The 18,761-nt window shown below is 58.1% G+C and carries 21 protein-coding genes; 12 read left to right on the forward strand and 9 right to left on the reverse strand.

The genetic code is table 11. From position 1 onward, the window contains the following. Positions 1-57: 57 nt before the first annotated feature. The 5 genes from ACIQ1A_RS03640 to ACIQ1A_RS03660 all read left to right on the forward strand — a co-directional run bounded on the left by ACIQ1A_RS03640 (position 58) and on the right by ACIQ1A_RS03660 (position 4,673). Positions 58-855, forward strand: coding sequence for a TatD family hydrolase (locus ACIQ1A_RS03640; protein ID WP_395769705.1), 798 nt, complete (start codon positions 58-60; stop codon positions 853-855). Then, entirely contained in the window at positions 852-1,277 is a 426-nt protein-coding gene (gene arfB / locus ACIQ1A_RS03645) for an alternative ribosome rescue aminoacyl-tRNA hydrolase ArfB (protein ID WP_395769706.1), read from the forward strand. The genes ACIQ1A_RS03640 and arfB overlap by 4 nt, the downstream gene beginning before the upstream one ends. Further along, entirely contained in the window at positions 1,277-1,864 is a 588-nt protein-coding gene (locus tag ACIQ1A_RS03650; RefSeq protein WP_395769707.1) for a 1-acyl-sn-glycerol-3-phosphate acyltransferase, read from the forward strand. The genes arfB and ACIQ1A_RS03650 overlap by 1 nt, the downstream gene beginning before the upstream one ends. After that, a complete protein-coding gene (locus ACIQ1A_RS03655; protein WP_395769708.1) occupies positions 1,857-2,759 on the forward strand; it encodes a hypothetical protein in 903 nt (300 codons plus the stop codon). The genes ACIQ1A_RS03650 and ACIQ1A_RS03655 overlap by 8 nt, the downstream gene beginning before the upstream one ends. Before the next feature lie 99 nt (positions 2,760-2,858). Continuing rightward, the gene (locus ACIQ1A_RS03660) at positions 2,859-4,673 is read left to right on the forward strand and encodes a DUF885 domain-containing protein (RefSeq protein WP_395769709.1); all 1,815 of its coding nucleotides are present in this window, start codon (positions 2,859-2,861) and stop codon (positions 4,671-4,673) included. Positions 4,674-4,732: 59 nt separating this feature from the next. On the opposite strand, the gene ACIQ1A_RS03665 is transcribed toward ACIQ1A_RS03660, so the two are convergent. Further along, entirely contained in the window at positions 4,733-4,972 is a 240-nt protein-coding gene (locus ACIQ1A_RS03665; RefSeq protein ID WP_395769710.1) for a DUF3297 family protein, read from the reverse strand. Positions 4,973-5,066: 94 nt separating this feature from the next. Between ACIQ1A_RS03665 and ACIQ1A_RS03670 the strand changes: the two genes are divergently transcribed. Then, positions 5,067-6,095, forward strand: a complete 1,029-nt coding sequence (locus ACIQ1A_RS03670; RefSeq protein WP_395769711.1) for a patatin-like phospholipase family protein — start codon at positions 5,067-5,069, stop codon at positions 6,093-6,095. 3 nt (positions 6,096-6,098) lie between these two features. Here ACIQ1A_RS03670 and ACIQ1A_RS03675 read toward each other — a convergent pair whose 3' ends face one another. Beyond that, on the reverse strand, positions 6,099-7,073 hold the full coding sequence (locus tag ACIQ1A_RS03675) for a LysR family transcriptional regulator (RefSeq protein WP_395769712.1): 975 nt from the start codon (positions 7,071-7,073) through the stop codon (positions 6,099-6,101). A gap of 110 nt (positions 7,074-7,183) precedes the next feature. On the opposite strand from ACIQ1A_RS03675, the gene aceB reads away from it, so the two are divergent. From aceB to ACIQ1A_RS03695, 4 genes are all read left to right on the forward strand, one after another. Next, positions 7,184-8,776, forward strand: a complete 1,593-nt coding sequence (gene aceB, locus ACIQ1A_RS03680; RefSeq protein ID WP_395769713.1) for a malate synthase A — start codon at positions 7,184-7,186, stop codon at positions 8,774-8,776. A 31-nt stretch (positions 8,777-8,807) separates the two neighbouring features. After that, positions 8,808-10,097, forward strand: coding sequence for an isocitrate lyase (gene aceA / locus ACIQ1A_RS03685; protein WP_395769714.1), 1,290 nt, complete (start codon positions 8,808-8,810; stop codon positions 10,095-10,097). Between the two features lie 172 nt (positions 10,098-10,269). After that, on the forward strand, positions 10,270-10,923 hold the full coding sequence (locus tag ACIQ1A_RS03690) for an OmpA family protein (protein WP_395769715.1): 654 nt from the start codon (positions 10,270-10,272) through the stop codon (positions 10,921-10,923). 73 nt (positions 10,924-10,996) lie between these two features. Then, positions 10,997-11,254 (forward strand): hypothetical protein, encoded by a 258-nt coding sequence (locus ACIQ1A_RS03695; protein ID WP_395769716.1) that lies wholly within the window; start codon positions 10,997-10,999, stop codon positions 11,252-11,254. Positions 11,255-11,301: 47 nt separating this feature from the next. On the opposite strand, the gene ACIQ1A_RS03700 is transcribed toward ACIQ1A_RS03695, so the two are convergent. The 5 genes from ACIQ1A_RS03700 to ACIQ1A_RS03720 are packed head-to-tail and all read right to left on the reverse strand — an operon-like array spanning position 11,302 to position 14,248. Continuing rightward, on the reverse strand, positions 11,302-11,697 hold the full coding sequence (locus ACIQ1A_RS03700; protein ID WP_395769717.1) for a GFA family protein: 396 nt from the start codon (positions 11,695-11,697) through the stop codon (positions 11,302-11,304). Continuing rightward, a complete protein-coding gene (locus ACIQ1A_RS03705) occupies positions 11,697-12,011 on the reverse strand; it encodes a rhodanese-like domain-containing protein (protein ID WP_395769718.1) in 315 nt (104 codons plus the stop codon). Before ACIQ1A_RS03705 ends, ACIQ1A_RS03700 begins: the two co-directional genes overlap by 1 nt. A 53-nt stretch (positions 12,012-12,064) precedes the next feature. Next, positions 12,065-12,385, reverse strand: a complete 321-nt coding sequence (locus ACIQ1A_RS03710; RefSeq protein ID WP_395769719.1) for an ArsR/SmtB family transcription factor — start codon at positions 12,383-12,385, stop codon at positions 12,065-12,067. A gap of 54 nt (positions 12,386-12,439) precedes the next feature. Continuing rightward, the gene (locus ACIQ1A_RS03715) at positions 12,440-13,963 is read right to left on the reverse strand and encodes a YifB family Mg chelatase-like AAA ATPase (RefSeq protein ID WP_395769720.1); all 1,524 of its coding nucleotides are present in this window, start codon (positions 13,961-13,963) and stop codon (positions 12,440-12,442) included. A gap of 21 nt (positions 13,964-13,984) precedes the next feature. Beyond that, positions 13,985-14,248, reverse strand: a complete 264-nt coding sequence (locus ACIQ1A_RS03720; protein ID WP_395769721.1) for an accessory factor UbiK family protein — start codon at positions 14,246-14,248, stop codon at positions 13,985-13,987. Between the two features lie 161 nt (positions 14,249-14,409). Between ACIQ1A_RS03720 and glnK the strand changes: the two genes are divergently transcribed. Next, on the forward strand, positions 14,410-14,748 hold the full coding sequence (gene glnK, locus ACIQ1A_RS03725) for a P-II family nitrogen regulator (protein ID WP_395769722.1): 339 nt from the start codon (positions 14,410-14,412) through the stop codon (positions 14,746-14,748). A 53-nt stretch (positions 14,749-14,801) separates the two neighbouring features. Here glnK and hemF read toward each other — a convergent pair whose 3' ends face one another. Further along, positions 14,802-15,704, reverse strand: a complete 903-nt coding sequence (hemF, locus tag ACIQ1A_RS03730) for an oxygen-dependent coproporphyrinogen oxidase (protein ID WP_395769723.1) — start codon at positions 15,702-15,704, stop codon at positions 14,802-14,804. Between the two features lie 61 nt (positions 15,705-15,765). Between hemF and ACIQ1A_RS03735 the strand changes: the two genes are divergently transcribed. Continuing rightward, complete coding sequence (locus ACIQ1A_RS03735; protein WP_395769724.1) at positions 15,766-16,638, forward strand: pteridine-dependent deoxygenase; 873 nt, start codon at positions 15,766-15,768, stop codon at positions 16,636-16,638. 57 nt (positions 16,639-16,695) lie between these two features. Here the strand turns inward: ACIQ1A_RS03735 and ACIQ1A_RS03740 are convergent, their stop codons facing one another. Then, on the reverse strand, positions 16,696-18,492 hold the full coding sequence (locus ACIQ1A_RS03740; protein WP_395769725.1) for an EAL domain-containing protein: 1,797 nt from the start codon (positions 18,490-18,492) through the stop codon (positions 16,696-16,698). Positions 18,493-18,761 lie beyond the last annotated feature (269 nt).

Consider the following 18,761-nt stretch of genomic DNA (forward strand, 5'->3'; position numbering starts at 1 on the left):
GCTATTGTATGCGCTCGTTGGACCGCTTGCCGCGGCCTGCAACGGTACAATAGCGGCATGGAATTGATCGACATCGGCGCCAACCTCGGCCATGAAAGCTTCGACCACGATCTGGACGCGGTTCTGGCGCGTGCGCGTGCGGCCGGCATTTCGCAGATGCTCGTGACCGGCGCCTCCCGCGAGGGTTCGCCGAAAGCGTTGGCATTGGCACAGGCGCACCCCGGATTTCTGTACGCCACCGCCGGCGTGCATCCGCATCACGCGCTGGAAGTTACTGCCGAGGGCTTGGCTGAACTGCGCGCCTTGCACGCGCATCCCGAGGTGCTGGCGGTCGGCGAGTGCGGTCTGGATTATTTCCGCGATCTGGCCCCGCGCCATGCGCAGCGCCGCGCGTTCGAACAGCAGCTTGAGCTGGCGGCCGAATTCGGCAAGCCTTTATTCCTGCACCAGCGCGATGCCCATGCCGATTTCATGGGCGTGATGAAGGAATTCGAAGGCCGCATCGGCCCGGCTGTGGTGCATTGTTTCACCGGAACGCGGGAAGAACTGTTCGATTGCCTCGATGCCGATTTCTACATCGGCATTACCGGCTGGCTATGCGACGAGCGCCGCGGTGGCCATCTGCGCGAGATCGTCAAGAACATTCCGGCCGATCGCCTGATGATCGAAACCGACGCGCCGTATCTGCTGCCGCGCACGGTCCGGCCGATGCCCTCGCACCGCCGCAACGAACCGATGTACCTGCAACACATCGTGGAAGAACTGGCGCGTGACCGCGGTGAAACGCCGGAACAGACCGCCGCTGCCAGCACCGCCACCGCCCGCGCATTCTTCCATATTCCGGATCCGGCATGATTGCGGTCAACGAGCGCATCGTCATTCCCGAGCAGGACATCATCGAGCGCGCCATCCGCTCCAGCGGCCCGGGCGGGCAGAACGTCAACAAGGTGTCGACCGCCATCGAGCTGCGCTTCTTCATCTGGGGCTGCGCTGCTCTGCCGGATGCGGTCAAACAACGGCTGGCAAAAAAGCGCGACCAGCGCATCGCCGAGTCTGGGGAAATCATTATCCAGGCCCAGCGCTTCCGCAGTCAGGAACAGAACCGCGACGACGCCCGCCAGCGCTTGGCTGTGTTGATACGTTCGGCGCTGGAACCACCCAAACCGCGCGTGGCCACAAAGCCGACGCGCTCTTCGCAGCGCCGGCGCTTGGAAAACAAGCGGGCGCATGGCACACTCAAGCAGCAGCGCCAAACGCCCGGCGCCAGCGAGGATTGATGTCGAACGTACTGCCGCTGCCACCCAATGCCCCGCCCGCCAATACGCCACCCTGGTTGCGTCGGCTGGCCGAACGCCTGCTGTCGATCAGTGGCTGGAAAATGGTCGGAGAATGGCCGGATCTGAAAAAGATGGTCGTTGTCGGCGCGCCGCATTCCTCAGCCTGGGATGCCATCCACGGCCTGATCGCGAAAGTGGCGATGGATCTGCATATCGTGTTCATGGGCAAGCAGGAAGTGTTTTTCTGGCCGTTGGGTAGCCTGTTGAAATGGCTGGGCGGCATACCGGTCAACCGTGCCAATCCCGGCGGCATCGCCGATCAGGTCGCCGAGCAGATGATTGCGGCCGAGCGCATGTGGTTCGTGCTCGCGCCAGAGGGTACCCGCCGCGCGGTCACGCAGTGGAAAACCGGGTTTTGGAAAATCGCGAAAAAAGCCGATGTGCCGGTGGTCTGCGTGTACTTCGATTATCCGAGCAAAACCATCGGCGTCGGCCGGGTGTTCCATCTCAGCGATGACATGGCCGCCGACATCGCCGCCATCAAGGCCTGGTACGCACCGTATCAGGGCAAGCACCGCGGTGTCTGAACGCTATCTGCTGTGCCGCCCGGAAGGCGGCTTCAACGACATGCTGTGCCAGATTGAACTGTGCTGGCGTTATGCCGAAGCGAACGGACGGATGCTGATCGTGGATTCTGCGGTGACCGGCTTCGGCGATGATTTCGCCAGGTACTTCCGTCTTGCCGATGGCCAGCACGCTGAACTGCAGCTTAGCCCGGAGCGCCTGCAGCAGTTGAATGCGGCCACTACGTTTCCCGAAGCGGTAAAAGGCCGGCTGGCGGATTACGAAAAAATCTGGAGCGATCATGCCTGGGGGTTTGTCGATGCCGTCAGTCACGAACCACTGAGCTTCGATGCTGGGCGCCGTTATCCCCACGTGTGCCTGCTGCATCATCAGCATGGCGGCGGCACCGTGTCATTGGATGCCCTGCGCCGTTTGCGTCTGCAGCCGGATTTGGCGAAGTACATCCGCGAACGCATTGCCGAGCTTGGCGCCGATTATGACGCCATCCATGTCCGGTATACCGATTACGTTACCGATGTCGGTCATTTTTTCGGCACACTGGCCGGCACGCTTGCCGGTCGCCGTGTCCTTGTGTGTAGTGACAACGCCGAAGTGATCGCTTTGGCGAGGAAAACGTTCAAGCGCGCTGAAATCGTCACGGTGAGCGAGGTGCCGGACTTGGGCGGGCGACCGATCCATGTACATGCCCGTGCGGCGGGCATTCCGGCAGAGAAGTTGAACCGCGACATGCTGACCGATTTGTTCGCACTGGCCGCGCCGTCGCACCTCTACGTCAGCCGCGTTGCCGATGGCCCCGGTGGCCACATGCCGTTCCAGAAGCTCTCCGGCTTTTCCTATCTTGCCGCAGCTTTGAACAAGCGCCGCAGGCTTCTACACAAGCTGATGGCCGTAGACTGAGCCGCCCACGCGCTTTTCATCGCCACTATCAAGCCCGGTTGCGCCTTTACAGGGTCGTATGCGGGGGCTAGGATGGGTCTTTGTTTCCGAGGACATATCATGCGCACCGCATTCCGCTGGGCTTTCCGTTTAATTCTTGTGCTCCTTGCCGTCTTGGCCCTGCTGCTCATCCATACGCTCTGGTTCAAGCCCCTCAAACCGAATTGGTTCTATGACCGGGTCTTCATGGAGTACGGGTTCCAGGACCCGCAAATGATGAGCTCGATGCGCATGCTGCCCAGCTGGGCGGATTGGTACAGCGATGATTTGACCGACCAGAGTCTGGCGCAGGAAAAGAAACTGCAGGACAAACTGCGCGCTGATCTGGAAACGCTGCGCCAATACGACCGTGCTGGCATGAACGAAGCCGATGCCCTGAATTACGACATGCTCGAATATTTCCTGGCCTTGCAGGCCGAGGGCGAAAAGTATGCGCACCACAATTACCCCTTGAACCAGTTGTTCGGCATCCAGAATGAATTCCCGACCTTCATGGCCACGCAGCATCCGGTGGCTTCACCGGCCGAAGCGGAAGACTATATGGCGCGTCTGGGCAAGGCCCCGGTCATGGTCGATCAGGTTATGGAAGGCGTTTTACTGCGCGAACGCGAAAACATCATTCCGCCGACCTTCGTTGTGGAAAAGGTCTTGAAGGAAATGCGCGCGTTCGTGGCGGCCGAGCCGTCCAAGAACATCCTGTATACCTCGTTGGTCGAAAAAATCGACAAGGCCGGAGAAAAAGCCATCAGCGCCGGTCAGCGCAAAGCCATACTGGCGGAAACCGAAGTCGCCATCCGTGACAAAGTGTATCCGGCGTATGGCAAATTCATTGCCTATTATGAACAGTTGCTGCCGAAAACCACGGGCAATAACGGCGTTTGGGCGCTGCCGGATGGCAAGGCGTTTTATGCCTATGCCGTAAAGATGCATACCACCACCGATATGACGCCGGATGAAGTGCATCAGCTCGGTCTTTCCGAAGTGGCGCGGATTGAAGCGGAAATGGAAACCATCCTGCAGGCGGAAGGCCTGACACTGGGTTCGGTCGGCGCGCGCGTGCAGGGCATCTCCAAGCGCCCCGACCAGCTTTATGCCAATACCGATGCCGGCCGTCAGCAGATCATCGATGATTTCCAAACCATCATTGACGACATCGATAAGGGACTGACACCGTATTTCAACGTGCGTCCGAAATCCGGTGTCAAGGTCGAACGCGTTCCGGCATTCCGTGAAGCCACCGCGCCCGGGGCCTACTACAACCCGCCGGCGTTCGACGGTTCGCGGCCCGGCGTTTTCTACATCAACCTGCGCAACACCGGTGAAGTCGCCAAATTCGGAATGCGCACGCTGGCCTATCATGAAGGCATTCCCGGACACCATTTCCAGATCGCCATCCAGCAGGAGCTGTCCGGCGTGCCGATTTTCCGCAAGGTGCTGCCGTTTACAGCCTATGCCGAAGGCTGGGCCCTGTATTCCGAGCGCTTGGCCTGGGAGGCCGGCTTCCAAAAAGCACCGCTCGATAATCTCGGCCGTCTGCAGGCGGAAATGTTCCGTGCCGTGCGTTTGGTTGTGGATACCGGCATGCATGAAAAGCGCTGGACCCGCGAACAGGCCATTGCCTACATGCTGGAAAAAACCGGCATGCCGGAAACCGACGTCGTTGCTGAAATCGAACGCTATCTGGTGATGCCCGGACAGGCGCTGGCCTACAAGGTCGGCATGAATAAAATTCTCGATCTGCGCGAGAGCGCCAAAAAGCAACTCGGCCCGAAATTCGATCTGAAGGCTTTTCATGACGTGGTGTTGACCGGCGGCAGCATGCCGATGGCCCTGCTTGAACGCCGCGTCCAGCAATGGATAGACAAACAGAAGTAATCCGATGACGCAAAAAAATACCGCCCGGAAGGGCGGTTTTTTTCAGTAAGCCGTCACACTCAGGTCAGATACCAGACTTCCACCGGGCCGATGTGTTTGAAGGTCATCGCATTGCCGCGACGATCGAGCGATTTGCCGACCGGAAGCCGGATCCAGCCTTCCGACACGCAGTACTCCGCGACATTGGTGTATTCCACGCCTTTAAAGCGTATGCCGATTCCGCGGTCGAGCGCGGCCTCGTTGAAATAAGGGCTACGGTTGTCGAGGGCGAGACGGTCTGGCGGGGCATCAGTGGTCATGGCGGGGATTCTGGATGAATGGATGCTGTATTTTACGCCCGCCGCCCGTGTTTGGGGAAAAGATGGCACCGGCCTGCGTGCTACACTCCGGCGCATGTCCCTATTCGTCTTCCGCCCCCACGGTGTCGCCGCGACGGTGCTACTTGCGCTCTTGGCCGCCTGCAGCAGCACGCCGCCGCCGAAAGCGGAACCAGCCACTGTTGTCACGGCACCGAAGCCGGCGCCCTTGCCGAAACCCCGCATCGGGCTCGCCCTCGGTGGTGGCGCCGCCAAGGGCTTTGCCCACATCGGCGTCATCAAGATGCTGGAAGCCAATGGCATCACGCCAACAGTGGTAGCCGGCACCAGTGCCGGCAGCGTGGTCGGCGTGCTGTATGCCAGCGGCATGGATCCCTACCGTCTGCAACAACGCGCGGTGGCGCTTGATGAATCCCAGATCCGCGATGTCAGTCTGTTTTCCGGGGGCGTGGTCAAAGGTCAGAAGCTCCAGGATTACGTGAACGGCCAGATCGGGGGCAAGCCGATCGAGCGCCTTCCGAAACCCTTCGCGGCGGTGGCGACGCAACTGGAGACCGGCCAGCGCACGGTATTCAACCGCGGCAACGCCGGTCAGGCCGTGCGTGCCTCCAGTAGCATTCCCGGCGTGTTCGAGCCGGTCAAAATCGGCGGCAAAACCTATGTCGATGGCGGCGTGGTGAGTCCGGTGCCGGTGGATGCCGCGCGCCAGCTCGGTGCCGATGTGGTCATTGCCGTCGATATCTCCAGCAAAGCCAATGGCAAGACGCCGGACGGCATGCTCGGCATCGTCAATCAATCGGTGGCAATCATGGGTCAGAAGCTGGGTGAGCAGGAACTTGCGCGTGCCGAGGTTATCATCCGGCCGCGTGTTGCCGCCATCGGGCCGGCGGAATTCGAGCAACGGCATCAGGCCATTTTGGAGGGCGAGCGTGCGGCGCAGGCGGCACTGCCACAGATTCGCGCCCGCATCGCCGAATGGCAGAAAACACAATTGGCGGCGCAGGAAGCCAAGCGCCCGAAACCGGCGCCCGCACCGGTTTGTGAGCCGCAGAGCCGCATGGATAAAATGCTCGGGCGTGACCCGGTGTGTGCGCCCGAAAAATAAACCTCAGCGTTCCGAGTGCCCGGTTTCGAAATAGCCGCGGGCCGGAATCGTGCCTGGCTTGACCAGTTCCGCAAAAGCCTGCGCTGCCGGTGACAATAACTTGCCCTTACGCATGACCACACCGTAACTGCGCGAGGGAAAATATTCCTTCATGTTGCGCGCCACCAGGCGCTCCTGGTCCTGTGCATTCAGACAGATGCCGGTGACGATGGAAATGCCCAGGCCCATGGCCACGTATTGCTTGATCACCTCCCAGCCGCCCACCTCCAGCGCCACCGTATACGGCACGCGGTTTTTCTGGAATACCAGATCCACCAAGCGCCAGGTGCTCAAACGCTTGGGCGGCAGAATCAGGCCATAGGGCGACAGGTCGGCAAGCTTGATATTGTCTTTTTTGGCTAGGGGGTGGTCTTTGGCCATGATCAGCATCGGGTCGAAGCTGTAGGCGGGGTTGTAAACCAGATCGCCGGGAACGTCCAAGACGGATCCGACGGCCAGGTCGCAGCCGTCATTGCGAAGCAATCCGAGGCCATCTTGGCCTGTCACGTTATGCAGAAATAACTGCACTTTAGGGTGTTTTTCCCTGAATTTAGACACAATTTCAGGAAGAAGGTACAAAATCGTCGAACTCCCGGCGGCAATATGCAACTCGGCAGTTTCCTGGTTGCCGACTTTCTCGTGAAAATCCTTGTCGATCCGGTCCAGGCCCTCCACCAGCGGGCGCGCCAGATCATACAGGGCGCCGCCCTCCTGGGTCAGGGTCCAGCGACGGCCGAAGCGCTCGAACAGACGGGTGCCGAACTCGCGCTCCAAGGCCTGCAATTGCAGGGTGACCGCGGGTTGGCTGAGAAAGAGGGATTCCGCCGCGCGCGAAACCGAGCCCAGACGGGCGGTTTGGCAGAAGGCGCGCAGCGGTTTGAGGCGATCACCCTTGTAGTAAAAGCGGGGCTGGGCTTTTTTCTTCGGCGCTTTCGTCATGATTTTCCCCGTAATTTCCATAACTATAACAATTGTTAATATTATTTATTGAAATATTTAGTTTGTCAAATATTTGCCGGAGGTCTACGGTCTTGGCAAAGGAGATCGCCATGACCCTCGCCCAAAAACACTCCCCTGCAAGCCTGCCCCGCATCGACCATGACCTGCTTCCGGAATTGGCCGGCACCGGCGTGTTGACAGAGGGTGCCTTGGATTTTCTGGGGGAGCTGCATGCCCGTTTCGAACCCGCCCGTCAGCAGCTTTTGACCGCGCGCGCACAGCAAGAAACCGTGGCGCCACATTTCAACGAGGATACCGCAAACCTGCGTGACTCTGAATGGCGGACCGCGCCGTTACCGGAAATTTTGCTGAACCGCCGGGTGGAAATCACCGGGCCGGTCGATGCCAAGACCGTAATCAACGCCCTCAATTCCGAGGCTGAAGTGTTCATGGCCGACTTCGAGGACTCGACCGCCCCGACGTGGCGCAATGTGCTCGCCGGGCAACAGGTGTTGCACGCTGCCGTACGGGGCACCCTGCAGTTCAGTGCTGGGGACTCGGAATCTCCGGTCTATCGCCTGAAACCGGAACGACGCACCGTGCTCATGGTGCGGCCGCGCGGCCTGCATTTGCCGGAACGTCACTTGCGTATCGACGGAGAACCAATGTCCGGCCTTCTGTTCGATCTGGGCCTGTTCGCGTTCCATAACGCCAGGGTGTTGGCTGCTCAGCAACGCGGACCGTTTTTTTACATTCCGAAACTGCAATCGTATGCAGAGGCGCAGTGGATCGATGCGGTGCTGTCCTCAATCGAAAACACCCTTCGCTTGCCCGCGGGGCAGATCAAAGTCACTGTCTTGATCGAAACCCTGCCAGCCGCCTTCCAGATGGATGAAATCATCCATGCCCTGCGCACACGCATCGCTGGCCTGAACTGCGGCCGCTGGGATTACATCTTCTCGGCGATCAAAACCCTGTACGGGCTGCCCGGTTTCATGTTGCCCGAGCGCAGCCAGATCACCATGGCGACGCCCTTCCTCAACAGCTATGCCACGCGCCTGATTCAAACCTGCCACCGTCGCGGCATTCTGGCCATGGGCGGCATGGCGGCGCAGATTCCGAACCGCCACGATGCGGCCGCCAATGAAAGCGCGCTGGCGAAAGTGCGCGCTGACAAACAACGCGAAGCAGCGCTCGGCCATGACGGCACCTGGGTCGCACATCCGGGATTGATTCCCATCGCCCGCGGCGCATTCGATGCCGTCATGCCGGGCCCGAATCAATTGCAGGTTCTACCCGTGGCCGATATCGGTGCGAGTGATCTGCTCAAGCCCTGTCATGGCAGCATCACGCCGGAAGGATTCAACGACACCGTAGAAGTCTGCGTGCGTTATCTCGCGGCCTGGCTTTCGGGTGCCGGCTGCGTGGCCATCCATGGCCTGATGGAAGATGCCGCAACGGCTGAAATCTGCCGAAGCCAGCTCTGGCTCTGGTTGAATAAACAGGACCTTCATCTCAGTGACGGCACGCGCCTGTGCTGGGCGCAATTCGATGCTGCGCTGCTGGCGCTGCCGAATCGATTGCACCGAGAGGCCGTGGTCGGACACGAGCGGGTCGATGAGGCCATCGCTCTGCTGGAGTCCCTGGTGCGATCACCCGAACTCGCCGATTTCCTCACCCTTCCCGCGTATGACCGTCTTTAATTCCCCCCTTCATTCCCCCAGGAGAGCCACCATGAACACACAGACCCTCAGCACCGAACAACTGAAACAGCACTGGCAAACCGACGCCCGTTGGGCCGGAATCACCCGCGGCTACAGCGCCGAGGAAGTGGTGCGTCTGCGCGGCACAGTCGCCATCGATCACAGTCTGGCGCGACTCGGTGCCGGCAAACTCTGGAACAGCCTCAACAGTACCGAGTTCGTCAACGCGCTCGGCGCGATGACCGGCAATCAGGCCATGCAACAGGTCAAGGCCGGGCTGAAAGCCATTTACCTCTCGGGCTGGCAGGTGGCGGCTGACGCCAATGTCGCCGGTGAAATGTATCCCGATCAATCCTTGTATCCGGCCAACTCGGTACCGCTGGTGGTCAAACGCATCAACAACACCCTGCTGCGCGCCGACCAACTGCACCATGCCGAAGGCAAGGATGATATCGATTGGCTGCAGCCCATTGTGGCTGACGCCGAAGCCGGCTTCGGCGGTGTGCTGAACGCTTTCGAATTGATGAAAGCGATGATCGAGGCCGGTGCCGCCGGCGTGCATTTCGAAGACCAGTTGGCTTCGGTGAAAAAATGCGGGCACATGGGCGGCAAGGTGCTGGTACCGACCCAGGAAGCCGTGCAGAAACTCATCGCCGCACGTTTGGCTGCCGATGTCATGGGCGTGCCAACGATTCTGGTCGCGCGCACCGATGCCGAAGCCGCCGATCTGATCACTTCCGACATCGATGACAACGACAAACCGTTCTGCACCGGCGAGCGTACCGTTGAAGGATTCTACAAAACCCGTCCGGGCATTGATCAAGCCATCTCCCGCGGTCTGGCCTATGCGCCCTATGCCGATCTGGTCTGGTGTGAAACCGGCAAACCTGATCTGGAGTTTGCGCGTCAATTTGCCGAAGCCATCCATGCCAAATATCCGGGCAAGCTGCTGGCCTACAACTGCTCGCCGAGTTTCAACTGGAAGAAGAATCTCGACGATGCCACCATCGCCAAATTCCAGAAAGAACTCGGCGCCATGGGCTACAAGTTCCAATTCATCACACTGGCCGGTTTCCATGCCCTGAACTACGGCATGTTCGATCTGGCACATGGCTATGCCCGCCGTCAGATGAGCGCTTTCGTTGAGCTGCAGGAGCGCGAGTTCGCCGCAGCCGACCGCGGCTTCACCGCGGTCAAGCATCAGCGCGAGGTCGGTACCGGCTATTTCGATACGGTGACCCAGACCATCCAGGCCGGCACCAGTTCCACCACCGCCCTGAAAGGATCGACCGAAGAAGAGCAGTTCACCCAGGCCGCCTGAAACCCTGTTTAGCATGCCCTGATAAACGCCGGACTTTGCCGGCGTTTATCCGTTTTACGCATTACAAATTATTCACAATTCGCGCTGAGGATTCTGTTTCAATGGCAACAGGCTCTGTGTACGCAGGGTAAGCAGGCCGCGCAAGCCCATCATTGTTTCCAAGGACCACATTATGAAAATCAAACATCTACTCATCACCGCATCGCTGACCGCTTTCGTTGCCGGTTGCGCCACCAGCCCGGACGATCCGAATGCCAAGGCCAAACAGAAAGCGGCCATCGGTGCCGCCATCGGTACGGCAGCCGGCCTGTTGACCGGCGACAGCGCCACCGAGCGCCGTCAGCATGCCATGGTCGGTGCCGCCATCGGTGCCGGCGTCGGTGCCGGTGTCGGTCATTATCAGGACAAGCAGGAAGCCGCGTTGCGCAAGCAGCTGCAGGGAACCGGTGTCGATGTCGTCCGCGAAGGCGACAACATCACGCTCGACATGCCCAGCGGCATCACCTTCGGCTTCAACAGTTCGGATGTCAACGCCCAGTTCTATCCGGTGCTCGATAAGGTCGCGGCAACCCTGAGTGAATACAACCAGACCACGGTCAATGTCGTCGGACATACCGACAGCATCGGCAGTGAAGCCGCCAATCAGGCCCTGTCGGAGCGCCGTGCCCGCAGTGTGGCCGGTTATCTGCAGTCGCACGGCGTCGCCGCGCAGCGATTGGTGGTCTCGGGTCGGGGCGAAACCCAGCCGGTGGATACCAACGACACCGATGCCGGACGTGCCAACAATCGCCGGGTGGAAATCACCTTGGTGCCGATTGCCCAGTAAAGCACTGGGTGAGTAGTACCGTAGTCGTTTGAACTTCCGTAAATTACAAATCCAACAATATTGAGGAGAGGGTATGGAAAGTTTACTTCCGATGATTATCCAGCTGGTCAGTGGCGCGGTCGGCGGCAATGCCGCCGGCGCCGCCTTGAAAAACCTGTCGCTCGGCAATACCGGCAATTCGGTGGTTGGTGCCATCGGCGGCCTGCTCGGCTCGATGGCAGCATCCGGCCAGCTCGAAGGCATGATTGGCAACATCGTCGGCGGCGGAGCCGGTGGCGCGATCCTGCTGGCCATCGTCGGCTTCATCAAGAAGTCGATGGCCAAGAAATAAGGCTTTTGCGGTACCAAAAAAAGGGATGGCTTCGGCCATCCCTTTTTTCATGCCTGCTGACGAGGAAGGCCGTCGTCGAGATGCAACCAAGGTTGGTGCGTTTCCCAGTTCACGTGTGCCTGGGGTTCACGGTCGAGCGCCTCGGAGAAATTGACGACCGTGATGTGCAGCTCTCCGGGCCAACGCGCCGATTTGAAGAATACCGTCGTTCCGCAGTTTTCGCAGAAGCCGCGGTAAGCGTTTTCGGTAGCGCTGTACCAGCGCAATACGCCCGCGTCATCGCCGATGGTGACATCCGCTTCGGAAAATCCGGCCCAAGTGACGAAAGCGGCGCCGGCGTTTTTTTGGCAAAGCGTGCAGTGGCAGTGTGCAACCCACAGCGTGGGCATTGCGGCGGAAAACGTCAATGCGCCGCACAGACACGTGCCGTGCGCATGCGTCATCAGGAAGTCGGCAGCCCTGCAGTGACCCAAGCCAGCATGCCGCCATCGACATTGATGGCATGGGCGCCGAGCATCTGGCAGGCCATGGCGCTACGGCCGCCGCTGCGGCAGATGACCAGCAGGCCGTCCGTATCGGGATCGACACCGGCTTTGGTAAACGCCTTTTTGCCATGCTTTTGGATCAGCGAAAGCGGTACGTTGATGGCACCGGGTGCCGACACCGCTTCGAACTCATCGATCTCCCGCACATCGACCAGCGTGGCGCCATTCTGATGGCGTTCAGCGGCTTCTTTTACCGGGACGGATAGCGGCATGGCGAACATCCTTTTGAGAAATTTCGGTATCACATGATGTCCAGGTGGCGGATTTATTTGGGCGGACAATACACGTCGTGAAGGGTCTGGATGATGGTCGTGACCGGCCCTTCGGCAACGCGGTAAATGACAGTTTGCGCATTTTTCCGGTAACTGACCAGATTTTTTTCACGCAGCACTGCCAGATGTTGCGACAGCGCGGATTGACTGAGGGCCAGTCGCTGGTTCAGCTGCGACACATTCATCTCGCCTTCGATCAGCATGCACAGGATGCGCAACCGTTGCGCGTTGGCGATGGCTTTCAACAGTTCGGCGGCGGCTTCCGACTGGGCAACCATGGCATCGGCGGCAAAAGGGGAATGATTCTTATTCATCAGACTATTCTAGCCAAATTCCATGGAATTTCCAGTCAATAGAAGGGCTTCCGGTCAGGGCCGCCGCTTCGGAACGGCCAATGCCCGGTCCAGTTGCCGATACTGGATGGCTTCGGCCAGATGCGGTGTTTCGATGGCCGTGCTGCCGGCCAGGTCAGCGATGGTGCGGGCCACCCGCAGAATCCGATAGGTCGCCCGTGCCGACAGCTGGAGTGCATTCATGGCTTTGTCGAGCAGCTCCTGATTGCCTGAATCCAGTTGGCAGTGTGTTTTCAGATCGGCCTGAGACAGATGCGCATTGCACACGCCACTGCGTTGCATCTGCAGGGCGCGGGCCGCAATCACTCGCTGACGGATGGTGGAACTGGGTTCACCCAAGGGCGCGTTCAGATGCAGCTCTTCGTGGCTCAGGCGCGTCATCGCCAAGTGGATGTCAATGCGGTCGAGCAGAGGGCCGGAGAGCTTGCCGCGATAGCGTTCGATGGCGTCCGGGCTGCAGCGGCAGCGGCCCGAGCTGTCGCCGAACCAGCCGCAGGGGCAGGGATTCATGGCCGCGACCAGCTGGAAGCGCGCCGGAAAGTCTGCGCTGGTGGCGGCCCGCGAGATGCTGACCGTGCCGGATTCCAAGGGTTGCCGCAATACTTCCAGGCTTTTGCGGTCCCACTCGGCCAACTCATCGAGGAACAGCACGCCTTGATGTGCGAGCGAGATTTCACCGGGCTTGGGTTGGGTGCCGCCTCCGGCCAGCGCTACCGCACTCGATGTATGGTGCGGGCTGCGGAACGGGCGTTGCCGGAAGCGGGTCAGATCGAGACCTTTGCCGGACACCGAGGCGATGGCCGCGCTCTCAATCGCTTCTTCGTCCGATGCCGGCGGCAGAATGCCCGGCAGACGCGAGGCCAAGAGTGTTTTGCCGCAGCCGGGTGAGCCGATCAGCAACATATGGTGGCCGCCGGCCGCCGCGATTTCCATGGCCCTGCGGGCACTGTGCTGGCCGCGGACGTCGGCCATGTCCGGCATCGGTGCGTCGATGAAATCGAAAGCGCCTGCGGCTTTCGGCAACGGCCGTTCACCGCGCAGATGATGCACCACCTCCATCAGCGTACGCGCCGTGTACAGGTGCTCGGCACGCGCCAAGCCGGCTTCGGCGGCATTGCCGAGCGGCACGATCATCCGGCGTCCGGCCTGTTTGGCAGCGAGTGCGGCCGGCAATACGCCATCGATGGCACGCAGTTCGCCGGTCAGCGCCAGTTCGCCGATGAATTCATACTCGTTCAGCGCCTGAGGATCGATCGCGCCGTTGGCTGCCAGAATACCGAGTGCGAGCGGCAGATCGAAACGGCCGCCGTCTTTGGGCAGATCGGCCGGTGCCAGATTGACGGTGATGCGCCGGTTGGGAAACTCCAACTGCGCACAGGAGATGGCGGCACGGACGCGGTCGCGGCTTTCGCGCACCGCCGCTTCCGGCAGACCGACCATATTGAGAACGGGCAAGCCGGCGGCGAGATAGACTTCCACGCGCACAGCCGGTGCCTGCACGCCGGATTTAGCCCGGCTGTGAACCAGCGCAAGAGACATGACAACCCCCGTGGGGATGGATTATTCGGCGCCGTCCTGCGAACGCAGGCGGGCTTCCAATTGTTCGATGGTGCGTTCGAGCGCGTCCATCTTTTCGCGGGTGCGCAAGAGCACCGCACGCTGCACGTCGAATTCCTCGCGGGTGACCAGATCGAGCTTGGACAGACTCATCTGCAGCGTGGCTTTGATGTTCTGTTCGAGGTCTTCCCGGGCCTGCTGCATGCCGGGCGGCACCAGGTTGCTGAGGCGGCGGGCCAAATCATCAATGGCAGCGAGATCAATCATGGGTGGTGCTCCGTGTGGGTTTCGCTCAGTGTGCCGGCCGGACCCGGGCGGGTCTGTCATCCGTTCTGCCGAAACGCCAAGTTATTTTCCTATAATTCGGTGGGAAAGCCCACCGGTTTCGCGGGATTTTCGCTATGCTGAAGATAAATCAGGAGATTCCTATGAAAATGGTGATGGCTATCATCAAGCCGTTCAAACTCGATGATGTGCGCGAAGCACTCAGCGAGGTCGGCGTGACCGGCGTGACGGTGACGGAAGTGAAGGGGTTCGGGCGCCAGAAAGGCCACACCGAGCTTTACCGCGGCGCCGAATACGTGGTCGATTTCCTGCCCAAGATCAAACTCGAAGTGGCAGTCGCCTCCGACCAGCTCGAACGCGTGGTGGAAGCCATCCAGTCTTCCGCCAACAGCGGAAAAATCGGTGACGGCAAGATCTTCGTGTACGAACTCGAGCGCGTGGTGCGCATCCGTACCGGTGAGCTGGATGGGGATGCGCTGTAAATCCCCCTCGATCCCCCTTTTAAAAAAGGGGGAAGGCGCGAAGCGCAGGGGGATTAATCAAACCACTCCCTCGGCACCAAATAGTCATTGAGTTTCGCCTCGGCACTTCCCGCTTTCGGCGTGTATTGATATTCGAAACGCACGCGCGGTGGCAGGCTCATCAAAATACTTTCGGTACGGCCACCGCTTTGCAGGCCGAACAGTGTGCCGCGATCCCACACCAGGTTGAATTCCACATAGCGCCCGCGCCGGTACAGCTGGAATTCGCGTTCGCGTTCGCCGTAGGGCGTGTTTTTGCGGCGCTCCACGATCGGAATATAGGCATCGATGAAACCGTCACCGACCGCGCGCAGATAATCGAAACTTTTTTCGAAGCCGTCGGCATTGAAGTCGTCGAAGAACAGGCCGCCGACACCGCGGGTTTCATTGCGGTGTTTCAGAAAGAAATATTTATCGCACCAGGCTTTGTGTTCGGCATAACGACTCGGGCCGAACGGCACACACAAATCATGCGCCACCGTGTGCCAGTGGCGAACATCGTCATCGAATGGATAGAACGGAGTAAGATCGAAACCGCCGCCGAACCACCAGATTGGGTCACGGCCTTCGGGTGTGGCCTGGAAGAAACGCACATTGGCGTGCGAGGTCGGCACATACGGATTTTCCGGATGGATGACCAACGAGACGCCGACCGCTTTCCACGGCGCGCCAGCCAATTCCGGCCGATGTGCGGTGGCCGATGCGGGTAGGGTATTGCCGGACACTTCCGAATAACCGACGCCGGCCTGTTCGAATACCGCGCCGGCTTTCAGCACCCGCGAGCGGCCGCCACCACCTTCCGGCCGCTGCCAGCGGTCTTCGGCGAAGTGGCCGCTTCCGTCGCTGGTTTCCAGAGCGGCGCAGATGCGGTCCTGCAGGGATTGTAAATAGGCGCTGACGGTGTCGAAAGGGTTCATTGCTCGGACCGGTGATTGTCTGCGGCCATGATACCGCGCCCGAGGGCTTATAATGAACAGGATGAGCTTGCCGATTATTCTGCCCGATATCCATTTCAGTGACGACTGCGCCCAGGCGATGCCGTTCCGCTTCCGCGGCGATGGCGCTTTGCCCTGCACCTTTCTGGCCGGCAACACCGCGGCCGAATGCTGGCACATGGGCCCGGATTACGCCTTCACTGCCCTGCATGTACAGGAAGGCGATGACCTGGTGTCGGACACCCGCGCGGCCTATGCCGAATTGCTGAGTCAAGTCCGCAGTTCGGCGCATCCGTTTCTGATCCGCATCTGGAATTATTTCGGCGACATCAATCTCGGCGATGAAGACGCAGAGCGCTACCGCCAGTTCTGTGTCGGACGGGCGCAGGCGGTCGATGCCGAATTCAACAATCCGCCGCCGGCAGCCACCGCCATCGGCGCGTCCCGCCAAGACGGCCTGCATGTCATCGCACTGTGCGCCAACCGCCCCGCCATGGCTCTGGAAAATCCGCGGCAGACTCCGGCCTGGCAGTACCCGCGTCAGTACGGCAAGGTCTCGCCGGGCTTCTCGCGCGGCGCTCTGCTCGAAGCCGGCAGCGAACATCCGCTGCTGCTCGCATCCGGTACCGCCAGCATCGTCGGCCATGCTTCGATGCATGTCGGTGATGTGGCCGAACAGTGCCGTGAAAGCCTGCGCAATCTACGCGCCCTGCTCGACGAAGGTGAAAAGCATGGAGGCGTGCCGTTTACCTTCGGCCAGTGCCGGGCCTTGCGTGTCTACATCCGTGACCCGCTTAACCTGCATGCGGTGCGCACGGTGTTCGAGGCCAGCGGCCTGCCGCCGGAAAACATCGTGTATCTGCACGGCGAGGTCTGCCGCCGCGAGCTCGCGGTCGAGCTGGAAGGCGTTTTCTAGACCATTTTCTAGACATGCACGGTGCCGAAACTGATCTTTAGTTACTATAAAAAATAATTACGCGTTTCCATAAAAAACAGGAATTTGATTGGCCGCAATTGGTTTTGAAAACAAATAGCCCTGTGCGAAATCACATCCCGCCCAAGCCAGGGCATCGTTTTGGCTTTCATTTTCGACACCTTCCGCAATAACCTTTAAATTAAGTTCATGGCTCAGCCGGACGATATACCCAACGATTGTTGCACTGCTCGAAGAAGCATCAATGAAATCAATCAAAGATTTATCAATCTTCAAGTAATCAAGTGGCAGAGCACCCAGCTGCTTGATGCTTGAATAACCGGTTCCAAAATCATCAAGTGAAATGCCAATCCCCTGTTTTCGAAGCATTTCAAGCAGGCTTAATACATCATCACCCACAACTAATAGACTTTTTTCAGTGATTTCAAAAACAAAAGAGCCGTACTTATTCACAAATGAATCTAGCCGGTTATGCAAGCCATTTATATCTTTGAGAATATCGATAAGATATGCCGAAGGAATATTGACACTAACCTCAATCCAAATGCCATGATTTAGATGCCATTGTTTCAATTGTTCTGCTGATTTACTCAATACCCACTCCGTCATCCTTATCGTCTGGTCAGCATCAAGCAAATCAATAAATTGATCAGGTGTAACACGGCCTCTTGTAGGGTGATTCCAGCGGATGAGCGCTTCAACTTTCTCTTTTTTGATATGTCCCAGGCTGATAATCGGCTGGTATTCCAGTTCAAATTGCCCAGCATCAAGACCGTCCAGAAAGCTTGAAGTAAGGGCTATGCGGTTTTCAAGTTCAGTTTGCATTTTCTCTTGGAAACGGGCTAGCCGGCTATTGCCATTTAGCTCTGCCCACAATGCCGCATTGCGCGCATTATTGATAACCAATGATAAATCAGAACAATTGTTTGAAGCTGTATCAATTCCTATGAAGACATTGGTAGGTAAAAATTGGCCATGAAGCCACATTGGCTTGCGCATTTCATCAATGAGTAATTGATCAGATAAATGATTGACTTCGTCATCATCAAGCAAAGTAAAAATCAAAAATGAGGTGTCCGAGCTTCGTGAAATGAATGTGTGATTACCAAAATAATTATGAATTTTTTCAGCAATTCTGGCTATGAAAGAAGCATGCTCGCTCTGCGAAAGCAAAACCTTAGAATCCTCAATGCCCTTAACATCAAGACATGTTATTTGATAAAGGCAGGGCCTTGCATCGCTTGATAAAATATTGTGTAAATGTTCAATGAATCCAGACTCATTAGACAGCTGCGTAGCCAAATCATGAGTCCGCGCGTATTCAATGTCTTGAATACGGTCTTCCAGGTCTCTATTCAGTGTGATGATGACTTTCGAGATTTTATTCGCAACCTCTATTGTTTTTTTGTTTGAGGAAATGATTTGCCGTGAAATCCTCTGCATCAGAAGACCTATAATCGAAGAGCAGACTATGATGCGTGCCGAAATGTAGAGTGCCATGGATTGATCCCACATGGCTATGCCGAAGCTAAAACATAGCAGTGACAGTGTCAGAACGAGCGACACATTCGGCGACATTATCAAGTGAATGAGATAGATTGCAACCGGAAGAAATATAACTGTCACCATCCCATTCATGAGTGCGACCGTACAGTAATACCCGATGATTACAAATCCCAGGAGATACTTAATTTTGATGTTCAATAAGCTGTCTTTTTTATACAACAGCCAAAAACCGAAGCAAACAATCAACACGCCAGGGAAAAAACCTAAAGCAGGATTTTTGATTCCTTGGTTCAAGTTCAAAACATCGAGCCAGATGAGGAGCCCGGTCATGCTCAGAAGGGCTCCTGTCAGGCAGAGCGTGACTCCAATCAGTCGAGTCGGAGCCTGACTACGGTTTTGATTCGCATCGTTGAGATCCGATAGCAGATTTTTCGCCCAAACGAGAATATCTGCGATATCAGACTTTTTAAAAGCCCTGTTTTCATTCCTTATCATTTAATTATTATTATTATTCGACAATCATGAATGTGTCGCTTTTGTAACATTGGCTCCTTAATTAACGAACTTAAAAGATAAAATGTGACAGGCATCACATTTAT

It is taken from the genome of Arenimonas sp., assembly GCF_044353605.1.
Classification (GTDB): Bacteria; Pseudomonadota; Gammaproteobacteria; order Xanthomonadales; family Xanthomonadaceae; genus Arenimonas.

Coding starts and splice junctions, on each gene's coding strand:
- ACIQ1A_RS03640 (WP_395769705.1), top strand. CDS start 58: ATGGAATTGATCGACATCGGCGCCAACCTCGGCCATGAAAGCTTCGAC.
- arfB (WP_395769706.1), top strand. CDS start 852: ATGATTGCGGTCAACGAGCGCATCGTCATTCCCGAGCAGGACATCATC.
- ACIQ1A_RS03650 (WP_395769707.1), top strand. CDS start 1,277: ATGTCGAACGTACTGCCGCTGCCACCCAATGCCCCGCCCGCCAATACG.
- ACIQ1A_RS03660 (WP_395769709.1), top strand. CDS start 2,859: ATGCGCACCGCATTCCGCTGGGCTTTCCGTTTAATTCTTGTGCTCCTT.
- ACIQ1A_RS03665 (WP_395769710.1), bottom strand. CDS start 4,972: ATGACCACTGATGCCCCGCCAGACCGTCTCGCCCTCGACAACCGTAGC.
- ACIQ1A_RS03670 (WP_395769711.1), top strand. CDS start 5,067: ATGTCCCTATTCGTCTTCCGCCCCCACGGTGTCGCCGCGACGGTGCTA.
- ACIQ1A_RS03675 (WP_395769712.1), bottom strand. CDS start 7,073: ATGACGAAAGCGCCGAAGAAAAAAGCCCAGCCCCGCTTTTACTACAAG.
- aceB (WP_395769713.1), top strand. CDS start 7,184: ATGACCCTCGCCCAAAAACACTCCCCTGCAAGCCTGCCCCGCATCGAC.
- aceA (WP_395769714.1), top strand. CDS start 8,808: ATGAACACACAGACCCTCAGCACCGAACAACTGAAACAGCACTGGCAA.
- ACIQ1A_RS03690 (WP_395769715.1), top strand. CDS start 10,270: ATGAAAATCAAACATCTACTCATCACCGCATCGCTGACCGCTTTCGTT.
- ACIQ1A_RS03695 (WP_395769716.1), top strand. CDS start 10,997: ATGGAAAGTTTACTTCCGATGATTATCCAGCTGGTCAGTGGCGCGGTC.
- ACIQ1A_RS03700 (WP_395769717.1), bottom strand. CDS start 11,697: ATGACGCATGCGCACGGCACGTGTCTGTGCGGCGCATTGACGTTTTCC.
- ACIQ1A_RS03705 (WP_395769718.1), bottom strand. CDS start 12,011: ATGCCGCTATCCGTCCCGGTAAAAGAAGCCGCTGAACGCCATCAGAAT.
- ACIQ1A_RS03710 (WP_395769719.1), bottom strand. CDS start 12,385: ATGAATAAGAATCATTCCCCTTTTGCCGCCGATGCCATGGTTGCCCAG.
- ACIQ1A_RS03715 (WP_395769720.1), bottom strand. CDS start 13,963: ATGTCTCTTGCGCTGGTTCACAGCCGGGCTAAATCCGGCGTGCAGGCA.
- ACIQ1A_RS03720 (WP_395769721.1), bottom strand. CDS start 14,248: ATGATTGATCTCGCTGCCATTGATGATTTGGCCCGCCGCCTCAGCAAC.
- glnK (WP_395769722.1), top strand. CDS start 14,410: ATGAAAATGGTGATGGCTATCATCAAGCCGTTCAAACTCGATGATGTG.
- hemF (WP_395769723.1), bottom strand. CDS start 15,704: ATGAACCCTTTCGACACCGTCAGCGCCTATTTACAATCCCTGCAGGAC.
- ACIQ1A_RS03735 (WP_395769724.1), top strand. CDS start 15,766: ATGAGCTTGCCGATTATTCTGCCCGATATCCATTTCAGTGACGACTGC.
- ACIQ1A_RS03740 (WP_395769725.1), bottom strand. CDS start 18,492: ATGACCGGGCTCCTCATCTGGCTCGATGTTTTGAACTTGAACCAAGGA.